The organism is Streptomyces sp. CNP082 (assembly GCF_059570535.1).
The window spans coordinates 22721-49200 of record NZ_JCANSZ010000021.1 but is presented as its reverse complement, the minus strand read 5'-3'; the positions used below and the strand labels follow the sequence as shown (position 1 = coordinate 49200).

Annotated in this window: 18 protein-coding genes and 2 pseudogenes; 3 read left to right on the top strand and 17 right to left on the bottom strand. The window is 71.3% G+C overall.

All coding sequences use genetic code 11. The features are described from left to right. Positions 1–59 precede the first annotated feature (59 nt). From B124_RS18360 to B124_RS18345, 4 genes and pseudogenes are all read right to left on the bottom strand, one after another. A pseudogene (locus B124_RS18360) lies at positions 60–793 on the bottom strand (IS630 family transposase); the annotation flags it as partial. A 63-nt stretch (positions 794–856) separates the two neighbouring features. Beyond that, positions 857–1003, bottom strand: a pseudogene (locus B124_RS18355) (DNA-binding response regulator); the annotation flags it as partial. A 140-nt stretch (positions 1004–1143) separates the two neighbouring features. After that, positions 1144–1338 carry a hypothetical protein gene (locus tag B124_RS18350; RefSeq protein ID WP_496504001.1) on the bottom strand — a complete coding sequence of 65 codons (195 nt, stop codon included), beginning with the start codon at positions 1336–1338 and terminating at the stop codon, positions 1144–1146. Between the two features lie 491 nt (positions 1339–1829). After that, complete coding sequence (locus tag B124_RS18345; RefSeq protein WP_496503953.1) at positions 1830–4058, bottom strand: MMPL family transporter; 2229 nt, start codon at positions 4056–4058, stop codon at positions 1830–1832. Positions 4059–4433: 375 nt separating this feature from the next. Between B124_RS18345 and B124_RS18340 the strand changes: the two genes are divergently transcribed. Continuing rightward, positions 4434–5108: a response regulator gene (locus B124_RS18340; protein WP_496503952.1), complete on the top strand. Its 675-nt coding sequence runs from the start codon at positions 4434–4436 to the stop codon at positions 5106–5108. A 27-nt stretch (positions 5109–5135) separates the two neighbouring features. Here the strand turns inward: B124_RS18340 and B124_RS18335 are convergent, their stop codons facing one another. From B124_RS18335 to B124_RS18295, 9 genes are all read right to left on the bottom strand, one after another. Next, complete coding sequence (locus B124_RS18335; protein WP_496503951.1) at positions 5136–6362, bottom strand: sensor histidine kinase; 1227 nt, start codon at positions 6360–6362, stop codon at positions 5136–5138. A gap of 178 nt (positions 6363–6540) precedes the next feature. Beyond that, on the bottom strand, positions 6541–7494 hold the full coding sequence (locus tag B124_RS18330) for a sigma-70 family RNA polymerase sigma factor (protein WP_496503950.1): 954 nt from the start codon (positions 7492–7494) through the stop codon (positions 6541–6543). A 195-nt stretch (positions 7495–7689) separates the two neighbouring features. Continuing rightward, a complete protein-coding gene (locus tag B124_RS18325) occupies positions 7690–9285 on the bottom strand; it encodes an MFS transporter (RefSeq protein ID WP_496503949.1) in 1596 nt (531 codons plus the stop codon). Positions 9286–9767: 482 nt separating this feature from the next. After that, the gene (locus B124_RS18320) at positions 9768–11270 is read right to left on the bottom strand and encodes an MFS transporter (RefSeq protein WP_496503948.1); all 1503 of its coding nucleotides are present in this window, start codon (positions 11268–11270) and stop codon (positions 9768–9770) included. A gap of 103 nt (positions 11271–11373) precedes the next feature. Next, the gene (locus B124_RS18315; protein WP_496503947.1) at positions 11374–12027 is read right to left on the bottom strand and encodes a sulfotransferase family protein; all 654 of its coding nucleotides are present in this window, start codon (positions 12025–12027) and stop codon (positions 11374–11376) included. A 45-nt stretch (positions 12028–12072) separates the two neighbouring features. After that, positions 12073–13125: a type III polyketide synthase gene (locus B124_RS18310; RefSeq protein ID WP_496503946.1), complete on the bottom strand. Its 1053-nt coding sequence runs from the start codon at positions 13123–13125 to the stop codon at positions 12073–12075. A gap of 2 nt (positions 13126–13127) precedes the next feature. After that, on the bottom strand, positions 13128–14579 hold the full coding sequence (locus tag B124_RS18305) for an arylsulfotransferase family protein (protein ID WP_496503945.1): 1452 nt from the start codon (positions 14577–14579) through the stop codon (positions 13128–13130). Positions 14580–14806: 227 nt separating this feature from the next. Then, a complete protein-coding gene (locus B124_RS18300; protein WP_496503944.1) occupies positions 14807–16144 on the bottom strand; it encodes an arylsulfotransferase family protein in 1338 nt (445 codons plus the stop codon). A gap of 607 nt (positions 16145–16751) precedes the next feature. Beyond that, positions 16752–17594 (bottom strand): alpha/beta fold hydrolase, encoded by an 843-nt coding sequence (locus B124_RS18295; RefSeq protein WP_496503943.1) that lies wholly within the window; start codon positions 17592–17594, stop codon positions 16752–16754. A 175-nt stretch (positions 17595–17769) separates the two neighbouring features. Here B124_RS18295 and B124_RS18290 point away from each other — a divergent pair, with 175 nt between their 5' ends. Next, positions 17770–19314 (top strand): FAD-dependent oxidoreductase, encoded by a 1545-nt coding sequence (locus B124_RS18290; RefSeq protein WP_496503942.1) that lies wholly within the window; start codon positions 17770–17772, stop codon positions 19312–19314. Further along, positions 19307–20752: a class I adenylate-forming enzyme family protein gene (locus B124_RS18285; protein WP_496503941.1), complete on the top strand. Its 1446-nt coding sequence runs from the start codon at positions 19307–19309 to the stop codon at positions 20750–20752. Before B124_RS18290 ends, B124_RS18285 begins: the two co-directional genes overlap by 8 nt. A gap of 36 nt (positions 20753–20788) precedes the next feature. On the opposite strand, the gene B124_RS18280 is transcribed toward B124_RS18285, so the two are convergent. From B124_RS18280 to B124_RS18265, 4 genes are read right to left on the bottom strand one after another with little or no spacing between them, the layout of a single operon-like run. Continuing rightward, positions 20789–22405, bottom strand: a complete 1617-nt coding sequence (locus tag B124_RS18280) for an MFS transporter (RefSeq protein ID WP_496503940.1) — start codon at positions 22403–22405, stop codon at positions 20789–20791. Next, the gene (locus B124_RS18275; protein WP_496503939.1) at positions 22402–23796 is read right to left on the bottom strand and encodes a cytochrome P450; all 1395 of its coding nucleotides are present in this window, start codon (positions 23794–23796) and stop codon (positions 22402–22404) included. Before B124_RS18275 ends, B124_RS18280 begins: the two co-directional genes overlap by 4 nt. After that, on the bottom strand, positions 23793–24851 hold the full coding sequence (locus B124_RS18270) for an alpha-hydroxy acid oxidase (RefSeq protein ID WP_496503938.1): 1059 nt from the start codon (positions 24849–24851) through the stop codon (positions 23793–23795). The genes B124_RS18275 and B124_RS18270 overlap by 4 nt, the downstream gene beginning before the upstream one ends. After that, a complete protein-coding gene (locus B124_RS18265) occupies positions 24848–26422 on the bottom strand; it encodes an NAD(P)-binding domain-containing protein (RefSeq protein WP_496503937.1) in 1575 nt (524 codons plus the stop codon). The genes B124_RS18270 and B124_RS18265 overlap by 4 nt, the downstream gene beginning before the upstream one ends. Positions 26423–26480 lie beyond the last annotated feature (58 nt).

Here is a 26480-nt window from a genome sequence, read left to right as displayed (position 1 = left end):
CGGCGCGTCCTGAGGTGGCGCGCCGAACAGGCGAGGGTCTCTGAGGGGTTTTCCTCGGCTTACTGAGGTTTCCAGGGTGGGGTCAGCGGCGCGAAGGGCAGGCCGGTGGCGGTGAGACAGCCGTCGATCAGGTGGGGTCGGAGCTGGATCCTGCGTAACTCTCCGCGAAGTGTGCGGTCGAGGTTCTCGGGAGTTTCGAAGGCGGTGTTGGCCATCGCCCTGCGGACGAGTGACCAGATAGCCTCGACGGGGTTGAGATCGGGTGCATAGGGCGGGAGCCGGACAGTGGTGAGCCAGTCGTGCTCGGCCTCGTACCGCTTCAGCCCGGCGGCCAGATGAGTATTGAGATTGTCCCAGATCACCACGATCGGCCCGCCGAGCTGGATGTGCGCGCGGACCAGGAGGTCGCGGTAGTCCTGCCAGGAGAAACTCTTGCGCGCTCCCTTGAGGCGGAGATGAGCGCGGGGCCGGTGAATGAGGCGGCTCTTCTCGCCGGGTTTGTAACAGCACACGGCGGCGATGGAGGTCCGGCGGCGCGAGCGGCCGCGGACGCGGATGACGGGGGTGTGTCCGCGTCGGCCCCAGGTGCGGGCGACCGGCGGAGTCATCTAGAAGCCGGCCTCGTCCTCGAAGACGATCCAGGCCCCGGACGCCGCCGCGAGCCTCTTACCCGGGGCCAGACCTCCTTCTTCCACAGCTCGACGGCGTGCTCGTCACGTTCGAGTGCCCGGCGGGCGGGTGCCTGCCAGGACCAGCCGTGCCGTTTCAGCAGCCGCCAGACCGTGGCCACCGACAGCCGGCAGGTCTCGATACCCGAGGCGTCCGGCAGCATCACATCCAGCACGATCAGATCGGGCCGGAAGCGCTTCACCTCGGCCCGTGCGGCGGCTGCGGTCGCGGCCACCGTGGTCTCGAATCCCTCGTAGCGCAGGGCCGCGGTGACGATGTCGGCCAGGTAGGACGCGTCGTCGACCACCAGGATCCGTACCGGTGACTGCTCCATGGCCCCAGCCTTCCTCGCCGGCTCTGCGAGAGCGGCCGTGTGATCTCTGTGAGATCGCTGAGAAGCGTTACTCAGGGATCTATGCGTGCTCGCACGGCGCCTGAGGATCGAGCCGCGCGGCGGGCTTACCACGTCGGCCGTCAGGTGCCGAGCGCGCTGATGCTCTCGGCCATCTCGTCGAGGAAGTCCTGTATTTCCGGTCCCGAGCCCGTGGACGCCAGCAGGAAGCCGAAGAGCACTGCGATGATCGCAGGCCCCGTCTTGACTGAGCCGTTGCGCATCAGCACGACCAGGAGGATCCCCATGAACAGCACCACGGACAGTGAGATCGCCATGCCCTCATCACCCCTAGGTTTTCTTTTCGCCGCCCAGGCACCCACCGTCTGCGTGCCCTGGTGGCGTATCCGAATGACGTCGGCCGCGCCGAGAACGGCGAACGCGACTGCGCTGACCCCCGTAACCGTGACGAGACCATCCGTCAGCGGTTCCTCGAGCCGGCGTACAGCGGCGTCCGCCATGACCGGGCGCGGCGGTATGGAAGACCGGGCCCAGGCGGTGATCAGCCTGGCCGCGTCGGCGGCGACGGCTGGCGGCGGGGACCAGCACGCTGGACAGTACGTCGGTGAGCCGCACAGCCTGTGCGGCACGATCATCGTGTGGTTCTGGATCAGTGTGAAGGACAGGTCCAGTTCGGAGGCCGGCATCGATGTCAGTCGGCCGGGCAGCGCTGCCTGCTCGCCTGGCTGCTCGACGGCGACGTGCACGGTGACGTCCAGCCCGGCGGCGCAGGCCCGTAATCGGAGGCGCAACGGTGAGAGCATCGGCGTCAGCCACCGCGCTTGTCGGCGAGGACCGGACTGGGGCCGTCGGCCGGGGGCGAGGCCTGAACCCGTTCGCCGCCGGTCGGCGCTTCGGCGGGTCCCTCGACGGAGACGTGGGGCAGGATCCGGTCGATCGCGTTGGGCAGATACCAGTTCCCCTTCCCGAACAACTGCATGGCGGCCGGCACGAGGATCGTGCGCACCACCAGGGCATCGAGCAGAATGGCCGCGGCCACGCCGAGCCCGAACTCGGCGATGATGCGCAGGCCGGCGAAGACGAAGGCTGTGAACACGCAGATCATGATGATCGCGACAGCCGTGATGATCTGCCCGGTGGCGGCCTGGCCGCGCCGGACGGCGGTGTTGTTGTCGCCGGTGTGGAGCCATTCCTCGTGGATGCGGCTGACCAGGAACACCTCGTAGTCCATGGACAGCCCGAACAGGACGGCCAGCATCATCGGCGGCAGGAACGACTCCACTGGCCCGGCCGGGCCCACGCCCAGGGCGGACGAGCCCCAGCCCCACTGGAAGACCGCGACCACGACGCCGAACCCGGCGCCGGCAGAGAGCAGGTTCATCACCGCCGCGGTGAGCGGGATGAGCACGCTGCGGAACGCGAGCATCAGCAGCAGGCACCCCAGGACGACGACGATGGTGACGAAGAGCGGCATCTTGCCGCTCAGTTCGGACGCGAAGTCCTTGTGCACGGCGGTCTGCCCGCCGACGTAGACGGTGAGCCCGTCCTCCTCGTGAGCGGGGATGACGCGGTCGCGCAGGGTGTCGATGAGGTTCGACGTCTGTTCCGACTGCGGGGATGCGGTGGGGATGACCTGCATGGTGTGCACCGTCGCGCCGGGCGTGGCCGGAGGGGTCTGTACGGACGCCACCCCCGGAACGGTCTCGATCTGCTGTCCCAGCCGGGTGAAATCGGTCGCGGCCTGCGGGGACGGGACCTTCGCCACGAGTTGCAGCGGGCCGTTGTGTCCGGGGCCGAAGCCCCCAGCGAGCAGGTCGTATGCCTGACGTGTGGTGGTGTCGGCCGGGTTGTTGCCGGCGTCGGAGGACCCCAGTCGCATCGAGAAGAACGGGATCGTCAGCACCACCATGACCACGGTCGCGGTGATCGTCAGGGGCACCGGCCGCTTCTGTACGAATCCAGCCCATCGGGCCCACCGGTTCGAGGCCCGGGTCTCACTCGGTCCTTCACGCGTGAGCCGGGCGCGTTGGCGGCGGCTGAGCACCCGCGTGCCGAACACCCCGAACAAGGCCGGGAGCAGGGTCACGGCGACCGCGACGGCGAACGCCACCATGATCGCAGCCGACAGTCCGATCCCGGACAGGATGCTGAACCCGAGCATGAGCAAGCCGAGCATCGCGACCGCGACCGTACCGCCGGCGAAGATGACCGCCCGGCCGGAGGTGTTCATCGCCGCCACGGTCGCTTCCTGCGGGCTGAGCCCGCCCCGGATTCCGGTGCGGTAGCGGGCGACGATGAACAGCGCATAGTCGATGCCGACGCCGAGACCGATGAACGCTGCGATGATCGGGGCGGTGCTGGGGACGCTCATCACCTGGCTGAGGAGGTCGATCGAGAAGATCGCGCCGCCCAGCGCGAGGATTGCGGCGATGAGCGGGATGGCCATCGCCACCAAGGACCCGAAGGCGAACAGCATGACGATGGCCGCGGCCAGGATGCCGATCAGTTCGGCGCTCGATGTCGAGGGTTTGTCCAGCTCCCCCATCGCCGCCCCTCCGAACTCCACCTCCAGGGCGTCGCTGCGCAGCTCCGAGCCCAGGTCTACGACCTGCTGGATGGCCTCGGTGTCCAGGCTCTGGCTCTGCTCGGTGAAGGTGACCTTTGCGTAGGCGGTCTCGCCGTCGCGGCTGATCTGCGCCGCCCCTGTTGGCGCGAAGGGGCCGGCCACCGCGCCGACCTCGGGCACCTCGGCCACCTGGTCCAGCATCCTGTTCACGTCGGCCTTGACGGCCGGGTCGGTCACCTTGCCCCTGGTGGCGTGCAGCACGATGGTGCTCGTGTCGCCGGAGGTGCGCTTGAACTGTGTTTTCAGCAGCTCTGTGGCCTTGGTCGATTCGGTGCCGGGCAGGGTGAACGCCTCCGAGAAGGAGGCGCCGCCCGCGGCGCGCACGCCGCCCACCAGGATTGCGAGGAGCAGCAACCACCCGCCGATGACGATGAACCGGCGCCGGAAACACCACCGCGCGATGCCGCTCATCGGCTTCCGCCCGGGAGCCCGGCCTGATGGTTGTCGAAATGGAGCACAGCTCTGCCTTCGTGACGTAGGTCGGGCTCAGCGCCTTGCCGCGCCGCACGGTCCGCGCATCCTTGTCCCACGGACCTTCCCGCAGCTCAAAGCCTGCCTCCGCGTGGGCCCCGGCGTCGTCAGGCAGGGGGCTGGTACCGGCGTCCGGCCAGGGGGGTACCGGCCGTCGGCATACAGTCCTGGATGTACGCGCGGATGCGACCGTGACCCGACGGCCACTCGCCGCAACGCGGCAGCCGCACGAGCCGGCGGGCACGGCCGGGCGTACCGGCTTGTACGGTGGCTAGCCGCGGTACCTGTACCGACGTCCGCACTCGGAGGCCGGCGATGACGATTCGGGTGGTCGTAGCCGACGACCACATCCTCGTACGGGCCGGTTTCAGCGTGCTCGTGAACGCCGCGGCCGGGATGGAGGTCGTGGCCGAGACCAGCACCGGCCGCGACACCGTGGCAGCCGGCCGCCGGCACCTGCCCGACATCATCCTGATGGACGTGCGGATGCCGGACATGGACGGCATCGAGGCCACCCGTCAGCTACTCGGCGACCCGGCTACCGAGGCGATCCGGATCGTCATCCTCACCACCTTCGACCTTGACGAGTACGTGTTCGCCGCCCTCAAGGCCGGCGCCAGCGGCTTCCTCCTCAAGGACACCCCGCCCGAGCAACTGCTCGCGGGAATCCGCACCGTCGCCGCCGGCGACGCTCTCCTCGCGCCGAGCGTGACCCGGCGTCTCATTCGTGACTTCGTCAACCGCCCCGCCCTCGACTCCGGCGTCTCGCCCACCCTGCTCGACCCGCTCACGGAGCGCGAGAGAGAGGTCCTCGTCCACGTGGCCGCCGGGCACTCGAACGCCGACATCAGCGCACAGCTCAACATCAGCGTTGCCACCGTCAAGACCCACGTCAGCCGCCTGTTCAGCAAGCTGCAAGCGCACGACCGCGCCCAGCTCGTCGTGATCGCCTACGAGACCGGCCTCGTCGAGCGGGCCCGGCGGCGCTAGGCCGGGGCGGGTGTCGGTGCAGGTCGGTCACGGGCTCGTGGCTGAGGGCGCGGGTGCCGCGGGCTCATCCGGCGTGGTGGCGGTAGTGGTGGGGCTTGATCCCCCGGTACGCAGCAGCGCCTGGACCCGGAAACCCTCGCCATGCGGGCCGGCGTTCAGGTAGCCGTCGAACAGGGCCGCTCGTTCGCGCATGCCGATCAGCCCGTGACCGGCCGTGGTGGCAGGCGCGGTGGTGGAGCGGAATCCGGGGCTCTTCCGGCGGTGTGGCTCGGAGGGGCCGCTGTCGGTGACTTCGATGACCACCTCCTCGGTGCGGTACTCGATGCGGAGGGCGGCCTGGGTCGGCCCGGCGTGGCGTACGACGTTGGTGAGGGCCTCCTGTGCGATGCGATACGCCGACAGGTCCACTGCGGCGGGGAGCGGGCGGGCCGTACCGCGGATGTCGAGGCGCAGGTCGACGCCGGCAAGGCGGATCTGGTCGGCCAGCGCGGCCGTGTCGGCCAGCCCGGGGGTGGGAGTGAGCGCGGGGTCGACGGCGTGCTCGTGGCGCAGTACCTCGACGAGCAGCCGCATCTCGTGGAGGGCCTGGCGGGTGGTGGTCTCGACGATGCCGAGGGTCTCCGCCACCTGGGCCGGATCGCTGTCCATGACCATGCGCGCGACCCCGGCGCGTACCGCGATGAGGCTCATTGAGTGCGCGACGATGTCGTGCAGTTCGCGGGCGATGACCAGACGTTCGTCGATGGCGGCCTGGCGGATCCTGGCGGCGTGCTGACGTTCACGTTCGGCTTCTTGCTCGGCAGCGGCGGTGATCCGGTTCCGGCGCTCCTGGGCGACAAGGCCGGCGAACCAGCCGACGCAGATGATCGCGACGTTGGCGACGAGCACGGCCAGCCAGCTCGGGGTGACACGCCCGATGCCGACCCCGGCGGCCATCAGCAGGCTGGCGACACCGGGGGGAACCCACCAGAACGCGTATTCCGCCGTCTTCGCGGTGGTGTAGGCGGTGACGGCGACGCAGACTGACACCTGCGGTGCGCCGCCGAGCGCGGCGACCACGAAGGCACAGAGCGACGCCACGGCGAACGACAAGCACGGACAGCACCGGCGGGCAGTAACGGCGAGAGCGGCGAAGACGATGCCCGCGGTCCGCAGCGCGGCCTCGCCGTCGGCGGCGCGGTGGGCGCCGCTGCGGGCGTCGGCCCAGAGCAGACCGACGCACAGCAGGGCGGCGAGCGCGAAGTCAAGGAGCACCAGGGGCTGCGGTGATTTGGTGGGAAACCGCGGAACCTGCCGTGCTGGAGCGGTGCCGGACACACCATCAGGCTACTCATGGGGAGGGGGCCGGTTCGTCGGGTCACAGTCGTGTTCGCCGGCCCCGAGCCGCCGCGAGTGTTCGACGCCGTCTGGATCAACACTGCATCACCTCTGTTCACCACTGGGTGAGGAGCGGCGTGTCCTGGGCGTGCTGCCGCCAGGCTTTGGTGAGGCGGACGAGGCGGGTGGGGGCGGCGATGCCGAGCATTGTTGCGATCTTGCCGCCCGTGATGTCGAACGTCACGATGCCGACGATCTGGTCGCCGGCCGCGAAGAGGAGGGCGGGACCGCCGTTGAGGAGCACGTGGTGGGCGGCGGGTGTGCCGTCGGCGAATCGTCGTTGTACGGATGCGGGGTTGAAGCCGGTCCGTGCGACAGCGGCGAGGTGCTGCGGGGTGTCGTAGCGCAGCAGCCTCTTGGTCAGGCCGGCGCCGTCGGAGATCGCGATTGCATCGTCGGTGAGGAGCGCCACCAGCCGTTCGGTGCGGCCCGAGGCGGCGGCGGCGAGGAATTCCGCGACGATCCTGCGGGCGGCTGCCGGGTCGACTTCGCCGACGCCGCGGCGCTCGGCGGTGACGCGGCTGCGGGCCCGGTGGAGGTGCTGCTGGCTCGCGGACTCGGTGATGCGGAGGATCTCGGCGATTTCGGCGTGGCTGTACGAGAACGCCTCGCGCAGGACGTAGACCGCCCGCTCGCGGGGTGACAGGCGTTCCATGAGGGTCAGCACGGCCAGGGAGACCGATTCGCGCTGCTCGTAGGTGTCGGCGGGGCCGAGCATCGGGTCGCCGTCGAGGAGCGGTTCGGGCAGCCAGGGGCCGACGGTGCGTTCGCGGCGGACTCGCGCCGAGCGGAGCCGGTCGAGGCACAGGTTGGTGACGACCTTGGTCAGCCATGCTTCCGGTACCTTGATCCGCTGCCGGTCGGTTGCCTGCCAGTGCAGGAACGCATCCTGCACGACGTCTTCGGCGTCGGTGGCGGAGCCCAGCAGCCGGTACGCCAGCGAGGCCAGCCGGTTCCGGCTGGCCTCGAACAGGCTGGTGTCGAAGCCGTCAGTGGCGGTGCCGTCCACGTGGATCACCCTAGGGGCTGGGCTCCTCATCAGCGATGTTGCCGGCGCCCGGAGCCAGGACCGTGCCTGCTTCCCTGCAGGCGATCGCCCGCTCCTGCTGTTCTTGCCCGGCTGTGGGCGGGGGAGCGGCGGGACGGCATGCCGGTGGGAACGCTGCCTCCGGGCTCGGAACGGCAACAGCCGGCCGTGCGGTCATCAGGCGGCGGCGGTCTCGGTGTCCGCTGCCTTGCCCGACCCGGCGGCGGGGGCGGGCCGCTCCGGGCCGCGTAGAGCGATGTAGACGAACAGCACGGCCATGACGGCGACCCCCGCCCACATGGCCTGCTGCCAACCGTCGACGTAGGACTGCCGTGCGGCGTCGGCCAGGTGCTGCGCGTGCGGGCCCGCGCCGTGCGATGCCTCGATGGCGGTGGCGATGCCATCCCACGCGGGGCCCGCGGTCTTCTCGGGGACATCGTCCAGCCGGTCGTCGATGGCGCTGCGGTAGCCCGCCGTCAGGATGGCGCCGAGCATGGCGATGCCGAGTGCGGTGCCGAATTCCCGGGTGACGTCGTTGAGGGCGGAGGCGACGCCTTGTTTCTCGCGCGGCAGGGTCAGGGTGATGGCCTCGGTGGAGGGCACCATGGCCAGGCCCATGCCGAAGCCCATGACGATGATGCCGGGCAGGATCGACAGGTAGCCGTCATCGACGGAGACGAACAGGGCCATGAGCGCCAGGCCGACGCCGGTCAGCGCGATGCCTGCGGCCATGGTCAAGCGGGGTCGGACCTGCACGGCCAGCTTGGGCGCCAGGCCGGAGGCCGTCATCATCGCGACGGCCATGGGCATGAGCGCCGCCGCGGACAGCAGTGCCGACCAGCCGACCACGGCTTGGAGGAACGGGAAGAGGACCACGAACGTACCCGACTGGACACCGAAGACCACGAGCAGCGTGATCGAGCCGCCCGCCAGGCCGCGCTCACGGAACAGGCGTACGTCCAGCAGCGCGGCGTCCCGGCGGCGCAGCTCCCGGGACACGAAACCGGCCGTGGCGAGGAGGCCGACGGTGAGGCTGACCAGGGTCGTGGTTGCGCTCCAGCCGCGCTCCGGTCCCTCCTGCAGGCAGAAGATGAGGGCGGCCACGGCGACGACGGATATCAGTGCGCCGACGGTGTCGAAGCGGTGGCCGGAGCGCTCGTGGGAGTTGGGCACCGACGTCATCGTCATGGCCAGGGCCATGACGATCAGGGCGATGGGCAGGGCGAACAGCCAGCGCCAGTCGGCGACGTCGACGAGGAAGGCGGAGAGGAACATGCCCAGGATGCCGCCGCCTCCGGCGACGCCGGTCCACACGCCGATCGCCTTGCCGCGCTGCTCTTCGGGGAAGGTGGAGGTGATCACGGCCAGGGTGATGGGCATGATCGTGGCCGCGCCGATGCCGCTGGCCACCCGCGCGGCGAGCATCACCTCGGCACTCGGCGCCAGGGCCGCCACCACGCTCGCCACGCCGAACAGGCCCAGCCCGGCGATCAGCGTGGGCTTGCGGCCCAGGCGGTCNCCGATCGCGCCCAGCGGCAGCAGCAGCGCGGACAGCGCGAGGGTGTAGATGTTGATGATCCACAGGACGGTGTCCTGCGAGGTGCCGAAGTCGACTGCCATCTGCGTCTGGGCGACGTTCAGCCCGGACACCGACGCTATGACGGCCATCAGCGCCATGGAGACCGCGATCAGGATCACGCGTAGCTGACGCGCATCCGGCGTGCCTCCGCGGCTCCCGTCAGCGGGTGCCGTCTGTGCGGGATTCGTACTCATAGTTCCTCTTAAGGAAGGGCATCCAGAAGCGCCGTTGGAGCAGGACCGGTTGCCGAAGGCGTGGAAGGCGTGGAAGGCGGGATGAGGGCCCGGGCGTCAGGCAGTGGTGGTGCCCTCCGCGGGCACGTGGACGCGCCGGACTGCGCGGTCAGGACGGTCGCGTCGTCGGCCACCCACACGTACGGCATCTCGCCGGTGCCGGGCTGTGCCGGAGGTGAAGCGACGCCCCCTCTGCGTCTGGATGGTGACCGTGAGGATGCGTCGGGACGCGAACGTGCCGCCGGCGCGCGGGGCGGCGATGCGGTGCTCCATGCATTGCTCCTGTCGGTTCCTCGCTCTCGGTGGGTTGAGCGGAACAGCGCGCCGATTGCTGACAGGAAGCGCGTGTGGCATGGGTCACGGAGCGACGGGAGCGCTGACAACGAGGAAACGGGCTGTCGCCGGCTGAGCTGGTTGCCTTCCCGCTGAGCGGTCGGCGTCGGCTACCCGGATTCCGCCGGTTGCCGGGGAACGGGCCCGCCCTGGCGGCCGGCGTTGATGACCGTGAAGGCCAGGAGGGAGGCCAGCGCCATCAGGCCGGCGGCCCACCACAGGGCGGTGGTGTAGCCGTGAACCAGGCTCTCCAGCCGCAACTGCTCGGGCGGCCGGCCGGTTTTCCCGGTGCCGTGGTCGGCGGCGTGGGTGGTGGTGGCGCGGGCGGCGATCGTGTTGAGCAGGGCCGTGCCGATAGCGGCGCCCATCTGCTGGGCGGTGTTGGCGGTGGCGGAGGCGATGCCCGCGTTGCGGGGGTGCACCCGGTAGGTGGCCAGGCTCATCGAGGGCATGAACGTCATGCCCAGGCCCAGGCCGATCAGTGTCTCCGCCGGCAGTACCAGGCCGGCGAAGGAGGAGCCGGTCTCCAGCCGGGTCAGCATCAGCATCCCCGCGCCACCGCACAGGTAGGCCGGGCCCAGTACCAGGCGGGCGGGGAGGCGGGCCAGCAGCCGGGGGGCGATCTGGGTGGAACCGATGATCATGCCCGCCGTCATCGGCAGGAAGGCGAGGCCGGTGACGATCGGCGAGTAGTCCCTGACGACCTGGAAGTAGTAGGTCAGGCACAGGAAGGTGCCGAACAGGGTGAGGAATCCCAGGGCCAGCGTGAGGTAGACGCCACCCCGGGTGCGGTCGGTCAGCACCTGCAGCGGCAGCAGCGGGGCGCGCACTCTCGATTCGAGGAGGACGAAGGCGGTCAGGCATACGGCGGAGGCGGCGAACACCGTCAGGGGCACGGCGTCGGTCCAGCCGTCGGACTCGGCCCGGGTGAAGCCGTACACCAGCGACGCCACCCCGGTCGTGGCCAGCACCAGGCTCGGGAGGTCGAGCGGGGAGCGGTTGCGTGCCGTGGCGGGCTCGCGGACGAAGCGGTGCGTGCCCAGGACGGCGACCGCGGCGACGAAGACGTTGAAGAAGAAGGTCCAGCGCCAGTTGAGGTACTCGGTCAGGGCACCGCCCGCCAGCAGGCCGATCCCGCTCCCGCCGCCGGCGACGGCGCCGTAGATGCCGAACGCCCGCGCCCGCTCCTTCGGCTCGGTGAACGTGACGGCGACGAGGGAGAGGGCGGACGGCAGCAGCAGCGCCCCGAACAGCCCTTGCAGGACGCGGGAGGAGTAGAGCATGAACTCGTTCTGGGCGGCGCCGCCGAGGAGGGGAGCGAGGCCGAAGCCGGCCAGGCCGATGACGAGGGTGCGCTTGCGGCCCCACTGGTCCGCGAGCCGGCCGCCCAGGAGCAGCAGCCCGCCGAACACGAGGGTGTAGGCGGTGATGGCCCAGTGCCGGTTGCCGTCCGAGATGTCCAGGTCGGCCTGGGCGGAAGGCAGCGCGATGTTCACGATGGTGACGTTGAGCACGACCATCAGCTGGCCCAGGCAGATGAACCAGAGCGCCCGCCAGCGGGCGGGGTCGGGCTGGACCGCACCGGACGCCGTGCCCGGGGCTGTTGACGGCATGGAGGCACCTCTCTCCCGGTCTCTCCCGGTCTTTGGGGACGGCGTACGAGGACGGTGCGGCATACGGGCCCGGCCCGCATGCCGCTCGCGTCCGGCGCCGGGGTCAGGAGGGGTCGGGCGGGGTGTGCTCCGTGTGCTCCTTGACCATGGAGGCGAACTGCGCCCTGTCGTTGCTGTGCGGGAAGGGCTCTTCGGGTACGGGGACGTCGAGGAACGCACACAGCGGCCCCCAGCCCTGGCTCACCTCGAAGACGAGGAGGCGGCCGTCGTCGATCTCCCGCACGACGGCGTCGTTGTGCTCGTTGAAGACCCTCAGTGCGTGGTCCTTGTCGGCGAACCGGCCGTCGAAGACGCCGTCCCAGACGGTCCGCAGCGACATCAGCCGCACCTGCTCGTACACCGGCGACGCGTCCGGCGGGGGCGGCGCTATGGCCGCCGCGTAGATGCTGGAGTTGACGCTCTCGTACCAGCTCTCCGGGTCGCGCACGGTGAGGATCACCTTCGCCTTCGGGAAGGCGGCGGCGATCTCCCGCCAGTACCGGGCCCCGGGCCAGTCCACGCTCGACCGGTAGCCGTCGTAGACCAGGGACCAGTCCATGGCCCGGCCTTCGGCCGCTTTCTCCCAGTGGGGGATCTCATCGGGCTTGTCGAGCATGGCCAGCATGTGGTGGCACGGGCCGAAGCCGAGCTTTTCGAGGGCGAGTTTGAGGGACATCGTGCCGGTGCGCCCGGCACCGGTGCCGAAGACGTCGAGCATGTCGGGGTGTTTCCTTCCGGAGGAGTGGTGGGGGGTGAACGCTGCTCACGCACCGCGCAGCAGCGTCGCCCAGATCGTGGCGCCGGGGCCGAAGGCGAGGGCGACTCCGTGCTGCCCGGGCGCGAGTGGTCTGGTGGACTGGAGCCGCTCCAGCACGCCGAGTACGGCGGGTGCGGCGGTGTTCCCGTACTCACGCATCGTGGCGCGGGAGACGGCTATCGAGGTCTCCGGGAGTTCGAGCGCCTCCTCGACCCGGTCGAGGATGCGGCGCCCGCCCGGGTGGACCGCCCACCATCTGACGTCGTGCCAGCCCAGCCCGTGGCGTTCGAGCAGCGCCTTGGCCGGCAGGGCGACGGAGGCGGCGACGACGTCCGGCATGGACGGCTTCAGCCTGATGTGCAGGCCCAGGTCGTCGCCGAGGTGCACCTGGAGATCGTCGGCGTGGGCGGGGTCGGTGAGCTGCTCGCGGTCGATGACGTCCACCCCGGGCAGCCCCGGCGTGCCCGGGCTCAGCACGGCCGCCGCGGCGCCGTCGCCGAACAGGGTCAGGACGACGGCCGCTTCCTTGTCGTACGGGGGCGGCTGGACATGCGGAGAGAAGAGGTCGACGGCGAGCAGGACGGCCGTCCGCTGGTGGACCGCCACCCAGTCCGCGCAGACGGACAGGGCGGGCAGGGCGGCGTAGCAGCCCATGGGGCCGAGCGAGAGGATCTGGACGTCGGGGCGCATGCCCAGTTCTGCGGCGAGTGCGTCGAGTCCGGGGGCGGAGTGGGTCGTGGTCGTGGTGGTGGCCAGCAGGCCGACGTCCTCGGGGCGCAGCCCGGCCCCGGCAAGGGCCCGGGAGATGGTCTCCCTGCCCAGCTTGCGGGCTTCGACGAGGCCGCGGGCCATCCGCTGCCGGGTCGGCCACCGCCGGGGGTCCTCCGCCTGCGGGTCCACGGCCATGCCCTTGGTGTCGATGGCGGAGTTGCCGATGACCTGTGCGACCGCGTCGCCGCCGTCGTCGGCCCCGGTGAGGGCGGCGACGTCCGCCATCTTGACCAGGGGCGGTGTGTGGAAGGCGAGGTGTGTGAGACGCGCGTACGGCGTGGCGGCCATCGTCAGCCCGCCCCGGCGATGGCGTCGTCCCAGGCCGTGACTGGTGACGTGCCGATCACCTTGCCCCGCTCGTCCAGAGCCTGGACCTGGACGTGGCCGATGTCCCGCCGGACCGAGTCAGGCAGCGGCACGGCGGTGTCGAGCCCGTTCCAGGGCACCCGCGCCACCGCACCGAAGCGGGCGTGTGCGTCGCCGCCGAGTACGCGCCACGCGGCGACGCCGGTGGCGCCGTTCCAGATCGCGTGCACGTCACCGGAGGTACGGTCCGCGGTGACCCGGGGCGGGTCGGCCGGCCGGCCCCGCCACGTGAAGCGGTAGGCCCGGTAGCTGCTGATGCCCGGCTCGTACGTGCCGTCGAACAGCAGCTTCCCGCCGGGCGAGAACTCCGAGACGCGGCTGGCGTGGCCCCAGCTCACCATCATGTTGCCGTTGGGCAGCCGTTGGGTGCCGCCCTCCGCCGCGACCGTCAGCACGTCGGGGTGGGTGAGTTCGTCGAGGAGCGTGGCCGTGCCCAGGTCCGGGTCTGCCCGGAGCCGCACGATACGGGACTTGCCCCCCGGGCCGGCCCCGAGCGTCGCGTTGTCGAAGACGCGGTACACGTTCCCGCCCTCGGTCTCCGCGTCGTGGTGCCCGGTGAAGCGCGTGCCGGCGCCGAGCTGGAAGTCGCTGTTCCGGCCGCCGAGGCGCCAGATGACGTCGCCCGTCACCCGGTCGACCTTGTAGACGGTGCTGGTGAGGCGGCCCGAGATGAGCAGGTTGCCGTCCACGTCCAGGGAGACGGCGTTGGCGTGGAAGTAGTCGAACGCGCCGGTGCCCGGCCGGAACTGCGACTCCGACTCCTCGACTGCGACGTGGTCGACGGAGTGCCATTCGCGGACCGCCGCCCCGGACGCGACGTCGATCTCCTGCACGATGCAGTCCCAGACCGTGCCGTCAGCGGGCCCGCCGACGGGGGTGAGGTCGTGGGGGACCTCCCGGTACGTGAGGATCAGCGCCGTGTCCTCCGGGGTGAGGAGGAACTCGTGGAGGTCGAGCCTGCCGTCGGGAGTGGGCGTCCGGACGGTCGCGACGATGTCGTAGGCCGGGTCGGCGATGTGGCAGACCCCGTCGCCGATCCCGCCCGCCCCGGCGGTGCCTTCCCACCAGGTCAGCACCGGCCGGCCCCGGTAGGTCTGGACGCGGAAGTCGGCGGCGAACGTGCCGTTGGGGATCTGGCGGAACCAGAGCATCCGGCCCTTGTTGTCGACGATCTGCGGGCCGCGGGGCGTCGTCGGCGCCGCGAACCCCTGGGGGGTGAGGAAGAGGAGCCCCGGCGCGGTGCCGGGGAGCAGGGTGCGGATGTCGAGCTGCGGGGGGCCCTCCTGCTGCAAGGCCGCCTGCGGTGTGGCGTGGCGGCGGCCGGTACCGCTGGCCTGCGCGGTGCCGGGGAGTAAGGCCCCGGCGCCGATCGCCACGAGACCGCCTAACGCGGACCGTCGGGATAAAAACGTCATGCTCTTTCCCCTCTGCGTGGTACTGCTGTCGATGTACTGCCGTCGATTGCAGGATTCGTTGCGGCCGGGCTCTTACGCGTCTTTCGCGCCTGCGAACGGGCGTGGGGGTCGCGCGAGCCGGGCGCGATGCCGGCACGCGCGACCCCGGCCGCGGATCGCGGCGGCCCGGCCCGCCGGGCGGTCGCGGGTCAGGAGCCGGAGACGGTACGGCTGTCGAGTCTCTTCCCGGAGTCGTCGAGGGCCGTGATGCGGAACACGTCGGCGTCCTCGGACGCGAAGAACTCGGCCGCCGTTTCGAAACCGGTCTTGGGCGTGACCCCGAGCGTGGTGAGCTTGTGCTTGCTGGGCCCCGCCTCGATGCGCCAGGTGTCCACCTCCGTGGCGCCGTTCCAGCTCACGTGCACCGTGCGGCTGCCGTCCTCGGCGGGGTCGCCGACGACCACGTCGGGCGGGGTGTCGGGGGTGCCGGTCCAGTTGTCGGCGCGCTCCGTGCGGTAGGTGAACCAACCGGCGGGGAAGGTGCCGGTGAAGACCGGCCGGCCGTCGCTGAACTCGACCATGCGCCCGGGGGTGCCGTAGGAGACGAGCTGGTTGCCGTTGCTCATCTGCCGGTTGTTGCCGGTGATCTCCGTATAGGAGGGCGGGTTGTCCCTGAGGTCCTCCGCGACCGTGGCGGTCATGGCGGACTCGTCGAGGGTGTACGTCAGCCCTCGCGACACCTGGGGGTTGTGGGTGTTGCCGTTGTCGAACACCGTGAGCTGCCCGTTCGGCAGCCGCCGTGCGTCGTGCTGGTAGCTGGGCATGTCGGCCGCACCGCCGTCGAAGGTGAAGTCGTTCTGCTCGCCCCCGAAGCGCCATACGACCTCGCCGGTGCTGATGTCGATCTTGTAAACGGTGCTGGTGTTGCGGAAGCTGGTGATGATGTTGCCGTCCGCGTCGTAGTCCAGCGAGTTCGAGTGGTAGAGGTCGACGTCTCCGGAACCGGTCATCGGCTCCGTGGTCTCGTCGGGCGAGATGTGGTCAAGCGCGCTCCACTCGAAGGTGACTTTCCCGGTCCGCACGACCTGCTCCTGGATCACCGTGTCGACGACGGTCGCGTTGGCGGGGCCGCCCCACGGGCTGAGGTCGTAGGTGGTCGGGACATAGCCCTGGATCAGGACACGGGAGCCGTTGGGGCTGAACTCGAGCTCGTGGTTGTCGGTCGGCTGGTTCCGCATCGTGATAGCGGCGATCTCGTGGTACGACCGGTCCAGTACCAGGTACGCGCTGCGGCTCACGTCGTAGAACGTCAGGGCAGGCCGGCCCCGGTACTTGTTGGTGGCCAGGGTGAAGTAGGCGCCGGCCCGCTCCCAGACAAGCTGGCCGTTGTTGTCGTAGATGGCCGCCGCCCCGGTATCGGTGCCGAAGTTGATCGGGGTCGTCAGCAGCAGCCCCGGGGCCTCCTGCCCCGTTGTCGTCGTGGTCAGACCGGGTGCTTGCCGGGGTCCGGTGACGGACTCGCCGGCCGCCGGCGCCGGGAGCGGCACGACTGCCGGGGATGGTGGGCGGTCGGCGGCGTGGGCCGCCGAGGTGAGAGGGGCGAGCAGGCTCGCCCCGGCTAACGCCGTGATACAGAGCCTGTGGGTGGCCCTGCCCCTCAGAATGCGCACGGGAATCTCCCTGGTGGTGAGAACTGGGCTCGGATCTCCATCCAAGACGCCTCGCGACGGCCACCGCGGTCCCGCGGTCTCCCTCCGTACGGGCGGCGGCCAGGTCGGGGTGGGGCAGTGGCGCTTGTGCCGCGGGACGGGAACCAAGTCGTGGGGACGCTCTCAAGGCTAGGAACGGGTTCTGAGCATGACAACACATGCGATGCGGGTCGCCGGAGGTTGGCTGATCTTGCTCCGGGTCGACGGGCGCGGCGCTTGCCGTAACGGGGCGAAAAGGGGCGAAGCTTGACTTATCGAACGCCGCTAACATCCCATATGCCGAAACTTCCGGCCATTTTTAGAAATGTTTTACTCTCCGGGCGCTGGACCAGGGCCGCGCTCACCCGGCGAGTCACCGTCGTCGTCAGCGGTCCCACCAGGCTCATCATGCTGCTTCAACGCCCCGGCGCCGCACCCGGTTCCTGCACGCGGCACCCGCCGTCCTCTAACCGAGGGTGAGCATCGCCTCGGTGACCTCGGCGACCGCCGCCTCGGGGATCGCAGTGGCGGCCTCCTCAAGGATGAGGAGCCGTGCCCCGGGGATCTCGCGGGCGATCGCCTCGCCGTTGCCGACGGGGAAGAACCGGTCGCGGCGGCCGTGGACGACGAGCGCGGGGACCTCGATCTCAGGCAGGCGCTCGCGCCAGCGGGGTGTGCAGTCGAGCCTGGAGAACACCATGCCCAGCTGGTTTGCCAGCTGAAGCGGGGGTGCGGTGCCGGGCGTGCGGTCCCAGATCCGCGCGGCGACTGCGCGCGCGGCGACGGGGTCGTTGCCGAGGATCTCCGCGCCGGCGGCGGCGAACTCCGCAACCGCCTCGCGGTCGGCCCAGTCGGGCATGGGCCGCGCGAACAGCCGGCTCATCGCCGCCTGGTCGTGGTCGGGGAGGTCATCGTCGGGCGGACCAGGGGCAACCGCGCGGGTGCCGACGAGGGTGAGCGCCGAGAACGCGCCCGGATGGTCGAGCACGGCCGTCTGGGCGACCATCCCGCCGACGCCGATCCCCGCGAGGTGCGCGGGCCCCCCGCCGAGCACGTCAGCAAGGGCCGCCGCGTCGGCGGCGAGGTCGCGCAGGGTGTAGGCGGGCGCCTCCGGATCCGCCGTCGTCGACTCCCCGCTGTCGCGCAGGTCGTAGCGCACCACACGGCGCCCGCCGGCGGCGAGGCGCTCGCACAGCGCGTCGGGCCAGGAGAGCATCGTCGTCCCGCCCACGAGCAGGATCAGTGGCGCGCCGTCGTCACCGAACGACTCGATGCCCAGGTCGATCTCATTGGCGTTGACAGTCGTCATCGGATCACCGGAAGAGGTCGCAGGGCTGTGTGGAAGACGGAAGATCGTGGTGGCCGGGGGCCACAGCGTACTCGGCCTGCCGTCGGACCCGCCCGCGCACTCCGCTTCGCGGGGGGCGTACCCGTAGCGGGCGGATCTCAGAGCGTTCTGAGATCCGGTGGGTAGTTTGCGACGCATGGCACACGACTACCTGATCGTCGGGGCTGGTCCGGCCGGGCTGCAACTCGCCGCGCTGCTGGAGCGGGACGGCCACGACTACGTCGTTCTGGAGCGGGGGTCTGGGCCGGGGACGTTCTTCACCACGTTCCCCCGACACCGGAAGCTGATCTCGATCAACAAGGTGCACACCGGGTACGACGACCCGGAACTGCGCATGCGGATGGACTGGAACTCCCTCCTGTCCGACGACCCCGACCTGCTGTTCACCCGCTACAGCGAGCGCTACTTCCCCCACGCGGACGACCTGCTCCGCTATCTCGCCGACTTCGCGGCGAAGACCGGGGTGCGGGTCGAGTACGGCACCGAGGTCAGCAGGATCGCCAGGGACGGCGGAGGTTTCACGGTCACCGACCGCAGAGGACGGACGTGGACGGGCAAGCGGCTCGTCGTCGCCACCGGAGTGTCGAAACCCAACATCCCGGATATCCCCGGTATCGAGCACGCCGAGCGCTACGACACGTTCGACCCGGACCCGCAGTCCTTCACCGGCCAGCGGGTGCTGGTCATCGGCAAGGGGAACTCCGGCTTCGAGACGGCAGACGCGCTGGTGGAGAAGGCCGCGGTGATCCACGTCGCCGGTCCGCACTCGGTCAGGATGGCCTGGCAGACGCACTTCGTGGGGCATCTGCGCGCGGTGAACAACAACTTCCTGGACACCTACCAGTTGAAGTCGCAGAACACCGTGCTGGACGGCACCGTCGAGTCCGTCGAGCGCGGCGACGACGGCAGGTTCCGCGTGCTGTTCCGCTACGCCCGTACGGTGGAGAAGCTGCGCGAGCTGCACTACGACCGGATCATCGCGTGCACCGGATTCCGGTTCGACGCGAGCGTTTTCGCCGACGGCTGCCGGCCGGCTCTGGTCATCGACGACCGGTTCCCCGAGCAGACGCCGGCGTACGAGTCGGTCAACGTGCCCGGCCTGTACTTCGCCGGCACCCTGACCCAGCAGCGCGACTTCAAGACCTCCACCAGCGGGTTCATCCACGGCTTCCGCTACGGCGCGCGTGCCCTGCGCAACATCCTGCGCGCGCGCCACCACGACCAGGCGTGGCCCGCCACGCCGGTCGAGCCGACGCAGGACGCCATCGCCGACGCGATCATCGCGCGGGTCAACCGGTCCTCCGCGCTGTGGCAGCAGTTCGGCGTGCTCGGCGACGTGGTGACCGTCGAGGCGGAGAGCGCCCGGTACCAGGAAGAGGTCCCCCTCGGCTACGTGCTGGACGGGGGCCTCGGCGGCGCTCGGCACCGGTTCACCGTCGACCTGGAGTACGGCGCCGACCACGACCACGGCGACCCGTTCGACGTGACGGTCCCGCGGGTCGCGGAGAACGACGCGGACAACGCGCACGACGCGAGCTACCTGCACCCCGTAGTCCGCTACTACCGCGACGGCGCGCCGGGCGGCACGCATCACATGGCGGAGAACCTGGAGAACAACTGGGACCTGCCGACGGTGCACCAGCAGCCGCTCGCGGTCTTCGTCAAGGAGTGCCTTGGCTGAGCACCCGGCCGAGCCGTTCCCCGGCCCGGTGCTCGACCTGCTCGGCGCGGCCGGCGACCGCGCGGTGTTCGAACACGGTGACCGCGTCGTGTCCGGTGGCGCGCTGCTCGGCATGGTCCGGCGGGTCGCGAACGGGCTGCGGCACGACGGCATCGGGCCCGGCGACGGCGTCGGCGTGCTTCTCGGCGTCACGCCGGAGGCGTTCGCCGCGATCATCGCCTGCCATGCGGCCGGGGCGCGGGTCGTCGGCGCGCGTCCCGGACTGCCTGCCCACCAGCTCGCACACGTGCTGAAGGACGTCGCCGTCACCGTCTCGGACGGCGCACCGGGCCCCGGCCGTACGATGCCGCTCGACACGCTGCTCTCCGCCGCGGACGCTCCGGTCACGCCGGCCGGCCGGCCGCACGACGTCGCCAGACTGCTCCACACCAGCGGCTCGACCGGCGTGCCCAAGGCGGTCGCGCAGACCTACGCCGCGCTCGGCTCCGCGTGGACGCTCCGGCCGGCCGCCTGGCCGCCGGCCATCGCGGCGCTGGCGTCCGCACTGGACCGGTTCCTGGTGTTCGGTTCGCTGGCGAGCCAGGTGATGATGGAGTACGGACTGCTCACGCTCGCCGCCGGCGGCACCCTGGTCGTCGCGGACGCGCCGGCGTTCCCCGACGCGCTCGTCCGGCACCGCGCGACGGCGAGCGTGATCACCGTGGCACGCCTGGGAAAGCTCGTCGCGCGTCAGCGCGCCGAGCCGGCGGACCTGTCCGGCCTGCGCGCGCTCATGGTGTCCGGCTCGCCGCTGGCGCCGGCGCGGGTGCGGGAGGCGCTCGACGTGCTCGGCCCGGTCGTCTTCCACGGGTACGGCCAGACCGAGACCGGCACCATCGCGATGGCCACCCCGCAGGACCCGCCCGGCTCGGTCGGCCGGCCACCGGTCGGCCTTGAGGTCCGCGACCCGGCCGGCGCGGTCGTGCCCCCCGGCGTGGACGGCGAGTTGTACGCGCGTACGCCGGCGCAGGGCGCCGCCTACTGGGCTGACCCGGTCCGCAGCGACGAGGTCTTCACCGACGGCTGGGTGCGCACCCGCGACATCGGCCACCTCGACGCCGAGGGCATGCTCTGGCTGACCGGCAGGGCCCGCGACGTGGTGATCGTCAACGCCAACCTCTACTACACCGGCCCCATCGAGCGGGTGCTGGCCACCCACCCGTCAGTGGCGGAGGCCCACGTCGTCGCCGCGCCGGACGCCGACACCGGCGAGAGCGCGCACGCCTTCGTCGTCCCGGCCGCCGGCCACACCCCCGAACTGGCCGTCCTGCGCGCCCTGGTCGCCGCCGGCCTCGGCGAACCGTGCGCCCCCACCCGGCTGACGGTGCTCGACGAGGTCCCCCTCACCCCCGCCGGCAAGCCCGACAGGACCCGCCTGCGCGAACGCGCCGCCGAGTGACCCGCCGTGCCGGGCGGGCCGCTCAGCGGGCAGTGCTCAGCGGGTGGGCAGGGGTGTGCGGCCGTAGCGGAGCATGAGGGCCGCGGCGAGCAGGCTGAGCCCGCCGAAGACGATGGCGCTGACCGTGAGAGTGGGCCGGCCCGGCGTGCTGGCATGGAGGAAGCCGAGCATGACGATCGGGCCGAGCACGCCGCCGAACTTGGTCGACGCGGCGGCGAGACTGGCACCGCGGGCGCGGAATTCGGTCGGGTAGATCTCGGTGCTGTACGGCACGAGAACGGCGTTCACCGCCGCCAGGGTGAGCACCAGCAGGCCCACGGAGCCCAGCAGCAGGGCCTCGCCCGTGTCGGCGATGCTCCAGGCGACGACGCCGGTCAGTGCGACGGCGGTGATCGTGACGAAGAGGATCAGGCTGCCCCGGCTGCTCCAGATCGCGTAGAGGACGACGACCAGCAGCAGCGCGGGCGCGGAGTAGACGGCGGCGCGGGCGACCAGGGCGCTGGCCGACGTGCTGGAGATGCCCGCCTCGCTCAGTTGCGCCGGGAGCAGGCCGAGGAAGCCGAAGTTCACCAGCCCCCAGCTCAGCCCGACCAGCCCGATCGCGGCGGCGACGGCCGTCCGGCTGCGCAGCAGTTCCCGCAGGCTGGGGGACGCGACGTCAGTGGCGTACGGCCGGACGGTCAGGCGGGCGCCGAAGCGGCTGAGGATGCGTTCGGCCGCTGCTCGCCGGCCGCGGCGGAGCAGGAACAGCGGCGACTCGGGGATCAGCGGCAGCAAGGCGAGCAGCAGCAGGCCGGTCGGCAGCCCGATGAGCCACAGCGCCCGCCAGGTGAACCGCGGCTCCAGTTGACTGGCCGCGACGCTCGCGGCGAGATAGCCGGCCAGCCCGCCCACCGCTCCGATGGCCACCGCCATCCAGCCCCGGTGCCGGCGGGGTGCCACCTCGGCGAGCAGCGTGAACACCAGGGGCAGCATCCCGCCGGCGGACACGCCCATGATGAAGCACATGACCAGGTTCCAGGCGAACGACGGCATGGCGCCGCACACCGATGTCGCGATGAACAGCACGGTGGCCAGCACGAGCGCCGGCCGGCGGCCGTACCGGTCGCCGAGCACCCCCCAGATCACGGAGCCGACGGTCGTTCCGCTCAGCGCCACCACCGGCAGCACCGACACCGAGGCGATCGACATGCCGTACTCGTCGGCCATGCCGGGCAGGACGAAGGCGATCGTGAGCGGCTTCATGGTGTCGATGACCAGGGCGATGATCAGCACGCCGCAGGTGACCCAGTAGACGGGGCGGGGCCGGCCGTGCTCGATGTCGGCCGCGATCGGCGCCGGGGTCCGCAGCCGGGGACGGCCGGCGAACAGGCTGACCACCACGAGCAGGACCCCCGCGGCGACCGCGGCCATGCCGGTCACCATGGCCGGTGTCCAGCTCATGTCCATCGGCATGCCGCCGGGTTCGCCGAGCATCCGCAGCTCCGGCAGGTGCAGCAGCACGCCGGCGACGACGACCACCGCTCCCGCCCCGGCACACCACGGCCGCAGCCGGCCGATGCGGTCCTCGTCCTCGGGGCCGGCATCCCCGGATACGGCGCCGGCCGGCCGGCCCGTACCCGCGCGTGCGGGCCCCGGCCCGTCCCGGTTCACTCGTGCGCCTCCGGGCCGGTGCGGTGCAGCGGGCACCCCCGGGCCGGCGCTGCCGCGGGCTGGTCGAAGTGGTTGCCGGCGAGCCGGAGCCGTCTCGCGTGCAGCACCATCGCGGTGCCGAGCACCAACTGCGTGACGCTGCGGGTGACGTCCTCGACACGGTCGCGCCCGCGGACGAACAGCCGCAGCACCGGGAGCGGCAGCGGACGGGCCGCCCGCGAGCGCGGGATGAGCAGGCAGGGTGCCCGGTGCGGGATGGAGCGGGTGTGCGAGACGGTGGAGTCCAGCCGGAACCGGCGCAGTACCTCGCGGGTGGCGGCCCGCATCACCAGCGGCGAGATGCGCCAGGCAGGGCACGGCCGGTTGGCCGGCATGCCGAAGGGGATGTGGTGGGCTTCCCTGCGGGACAGGGAGTTCCACCGGTCCGGGTCGAACTCGTCCGGCCGGTCGTAGCCGGTCGCGTGGTAGTCGGGGTAGCTGAAGCACACCACCGAGCCGGTGGGCAGCACGGTGCCGGCGTCCAGCGCGATCTCGCCGGTGGTGATGCGGTGCGCGATGCCGAAGAGGGGGTAGATCCGCATGGTCTCGTCGAGCACGTTGTCCAGGTAACGGTCGTCCGCCGGGTCGGCGACCAGCCTGGCCTGCACGTCCCGGTGCTGCGCGAGGGCCAGCAGCAGGTGGGCGCTCGCCTCGGACAACTGCACGACGGCCGTGTTGAAGAACGTGCCCTGCAGGTAGTACACCTGCTCGTCCGGCGAGAGCGACGCGGGCAGCCGGTGCGCGACGTCGGGGAGCCGGCCGCGCAGGTACGCGGTGAGCCGGGCGCGGCGGCGCGGGTGGCGCAGCCCGGTGCACTTCAGCGCGGTGATCACGTCGTCGGCGTTGCCGACGATCAGGTCCCGCGCATGCCGCGGGCACGGCTCGTGGAACACCAGCTCGTAGCTGAACTCCGCCCACGCCGGCATCAGCAGGTCGCGCAGCCGCACCAGGCTGATCCTGTCGTCCGGCAGGGCGTCCAGCGCGCGGCCGACCGCGCGGCCGGCGGCGTCGGCGAGATCGGCGGAGCGGCCGGCGAGGAAGCGCCGGGTGGTCGCGGCGACGTCGTCGTAGCGCGCGCCGGGTTCGAGGTGCTCCTGGTGGATCTCGGGGCCGGGCGCGAGCCAGTACCAGAACAGGTCGGACAGCCCGGCCCCCGCGCTGCGGCCGTCGGCGGCCGGGTCGGCGTAGACGCGTTCGAACACCTCGGGGCCGTGCGTCGCGTTGGGCAGGGTGATCGCGTCGTCCCCGTTGACCTTCTCGAATATCGTGCCGCGCAGGGCGGTCACCCGCTGCGGCAGCCAGCGCGGCGCGGTGATCGCGGCGGCGAGCGCGAGCACCGATACGGCCCTCACCGGCGCACCACCATGTCCGGCGCCAGGTCGGCGCCGCCGCGGGCCCCGCAGAGCGCGAGCGTGTGGTCGTACTCGTCGCGCAGGGTGGCGAGCACCCGCCGCACGCCGGCCGCCCCGTCCGCGGCCAGCCCCCACACGACGGGCCGGCCGACGCCGACGGCGGCGGCGCCGAGGGCGACCGCCAGCGCGACGTCGCCGCCGCGCCGCACGCCGCCGTCGAGCAGCACCGGGACGGCGCCGGCGACCGCGTCGACGACCGCCGGCAGCGCGTTCACCGTCGCCGGTGCGGTATCGAGCTGGCGGCCACCGTGGTTGGACACGATGATCCCGGCGGCGCCGTGCTCGACCGCGAGCCGCGCGTCCGCCGGGTGCAGAACTCCCTTGAGCAGCACCGGAAGCGCGGCCATGGCGCGCATCCTGTCCAGGTCGGCCCAGGACAGCGCCGGCGACATGGCGATGTCCAGCGTCCCGTCCGCAGCCGCGCCCGGCAGGCCGCGCATGTTCTCCGCCGCGCAGCCGGCCGGCAGGTCGGTGAAGCCGTTGCGCCGGTCGCGGGTGCGCCGGCCGAACACCGGGGAGTCGACGGTGACCACCAGCGCCGTGCAGCCCGCGTCGGTCGCGCGGGCGACCAGCGCCTCGGTCACCTTCTCGTCGGGCTGGAGATAGAGCTGGAACCAGACGGCGGCGTCCGCGCGGACCGCGCGGGCCGCCGCGACCACGTCGGCGACGGCCGTCGTCGAGGCCATCCCGGTGACCAGCAGGGCCCGTTCTGCCGCGGCTGCGCGGGCGGTGGCCAGCTCGCCTTCTGGGTGCGCGAGCCGGTGGAACGCGGTCGGCGCGACGAAGACCGGCGCGACGCCGGGCGCACCGGGCAGGTCCACGGCGGTCTCCCGGGCCGCGGCGCCGCGCAGCACCCTGGGCAGCAGCGCGAGCCGGTCGAACCCCCGCTCGTTGTCGGCGAGCGCCCGCTCCTGCCCGGCGCCGCCGGCCACGTAGTCGTAGTGCACGGGGTCGAGCGCCTCGCGTGCCCGGTCGTGGAGCGCGCGCAGCGTCATGGCAGCACCGGCGCCGGCAGATTCCGCTGTGCGGCGAGGAACTCGCGCAGCGGCGCGCGGTGGTAGCGCTCGCTGTCCCACTCGTTCTCAAGGTTCTCGGTCATGTGGTGTTCGCCGGCCTGCCCGTCGGCGCGGAACCAGCGCACCACCGGATGCAGGTAGCGGCCGTCGAGCCCGGCGACGTCCTGCTGGGACTTGCGGCCGGCGGTGACGTCGAACGGGTCGACCAGGTGGTGGTTCTCGCCGTACTCAAGCGTGATCACCGCGTACGCGCCGACGTCGCCGAACTCGCCGGCGGCGACGGCCTGCCCCACGTGGTCGACCGGCAGTTCCTCGGCGTAGCGCATGGCGCCGTCCGGTGCGACCAGCAGCACGTCGCCGAGCACGCCGAACTGCTGCCACAGCGCGGAGGACCGGTTGACCCTGGTGACGATCGCGTCGACCGCGCGCTCCGGGTCCGCGCCGAGGGCGGCCGTCGGCCACGGGGTGTCGTGATAGCGCTGGCCGAGGTGGCGGTGCAGCGCGCGCACGCCGTAGCGGAAGCCGTGGATGAAGCCGTTGGTGGACACCTTGAAGTCACGGGACTGGGTGAGCGTGCCGGCGAAGAACATGTCCGGCACATTCACCGATTCACCGACCGGGCTCAGCGCGGGAAACCGGTCGCCGTGGGTCAGCTCCGGCCGCGCGCTGTCATCGAAAACGCCGGCGTCGAAACGGAATCCGGTGGCCACGATCACCCGGTCGTAAGGGATCTCCTTGACGATCTCGTCGACTCGTTCGAACGCGACGGGCACGCGGTAGCCGTCCGCGTCTTTTCCGATCGATACGACGCGGCCGTCCAGCAGCGCATTCTGCGACTTGAGCTGGTAGCTGTCGAGGAAGTTGTTGTTCACCGCGCGCAGATGACCGACGAAGTGCGTCCGCCACGCCATCTGCAGGGACCCGGAGCCGATGACGTGGATGACCGACGCGGTCTCCATCAGGCTCTCCGCCGTCTCGAACGCGGAGTTCCCCCGCCCGATGATCAGCACTCGCTGGTCGGTGAAGGACTCCGGGTCGGTGTCGAATTCGCTGTACAGCTCGGCGTGCTCGATTCCCGGGAGGTCGGGAACGTACGGCTTGGCCAGGCCGGTGGCGACGACCAGCCGCCTGCCGGCCCGGGTCCGTCCGCCGGCGTCGGTCACGGCGAAGCCGTCGGCGTCTTTGGCGATCCGGGTCACCTCGGTGTCGTACGAGATCCGTACCCCGGTCTTCGCGGCGAAGTCGGCTAGGTAGCGCACGAGGTCGTCGGCGTGCGGGAAGTACCGCCTGCTGTATTTCGTGAACAGCAGCTCCGGTTCGTCGGAGAGCAGCGAGTTCCAGTCCATCCGCAGCCGCAGTTCCGGGTCGTCGTACCCGGTGTGCACCTTGTTGATGGAGATGAGCTGGCGGTGTCTCGGGAATCGGGTGAAGAACGTTCCAGGACCGCTGCCCCGTTCCAGAACGGCATAGTCTCGACCGGCCCGTTCCAGCATGGCGGCGAGCTGCAGCCCTGCCGGCCCGGCCCCGATGATCAGGTAGTCGTGCGCCATGAGCGGCAAGCTACCCACCGGATTTCAGAGTGCTCTGAGATTCCGTCGGTAACTTGCT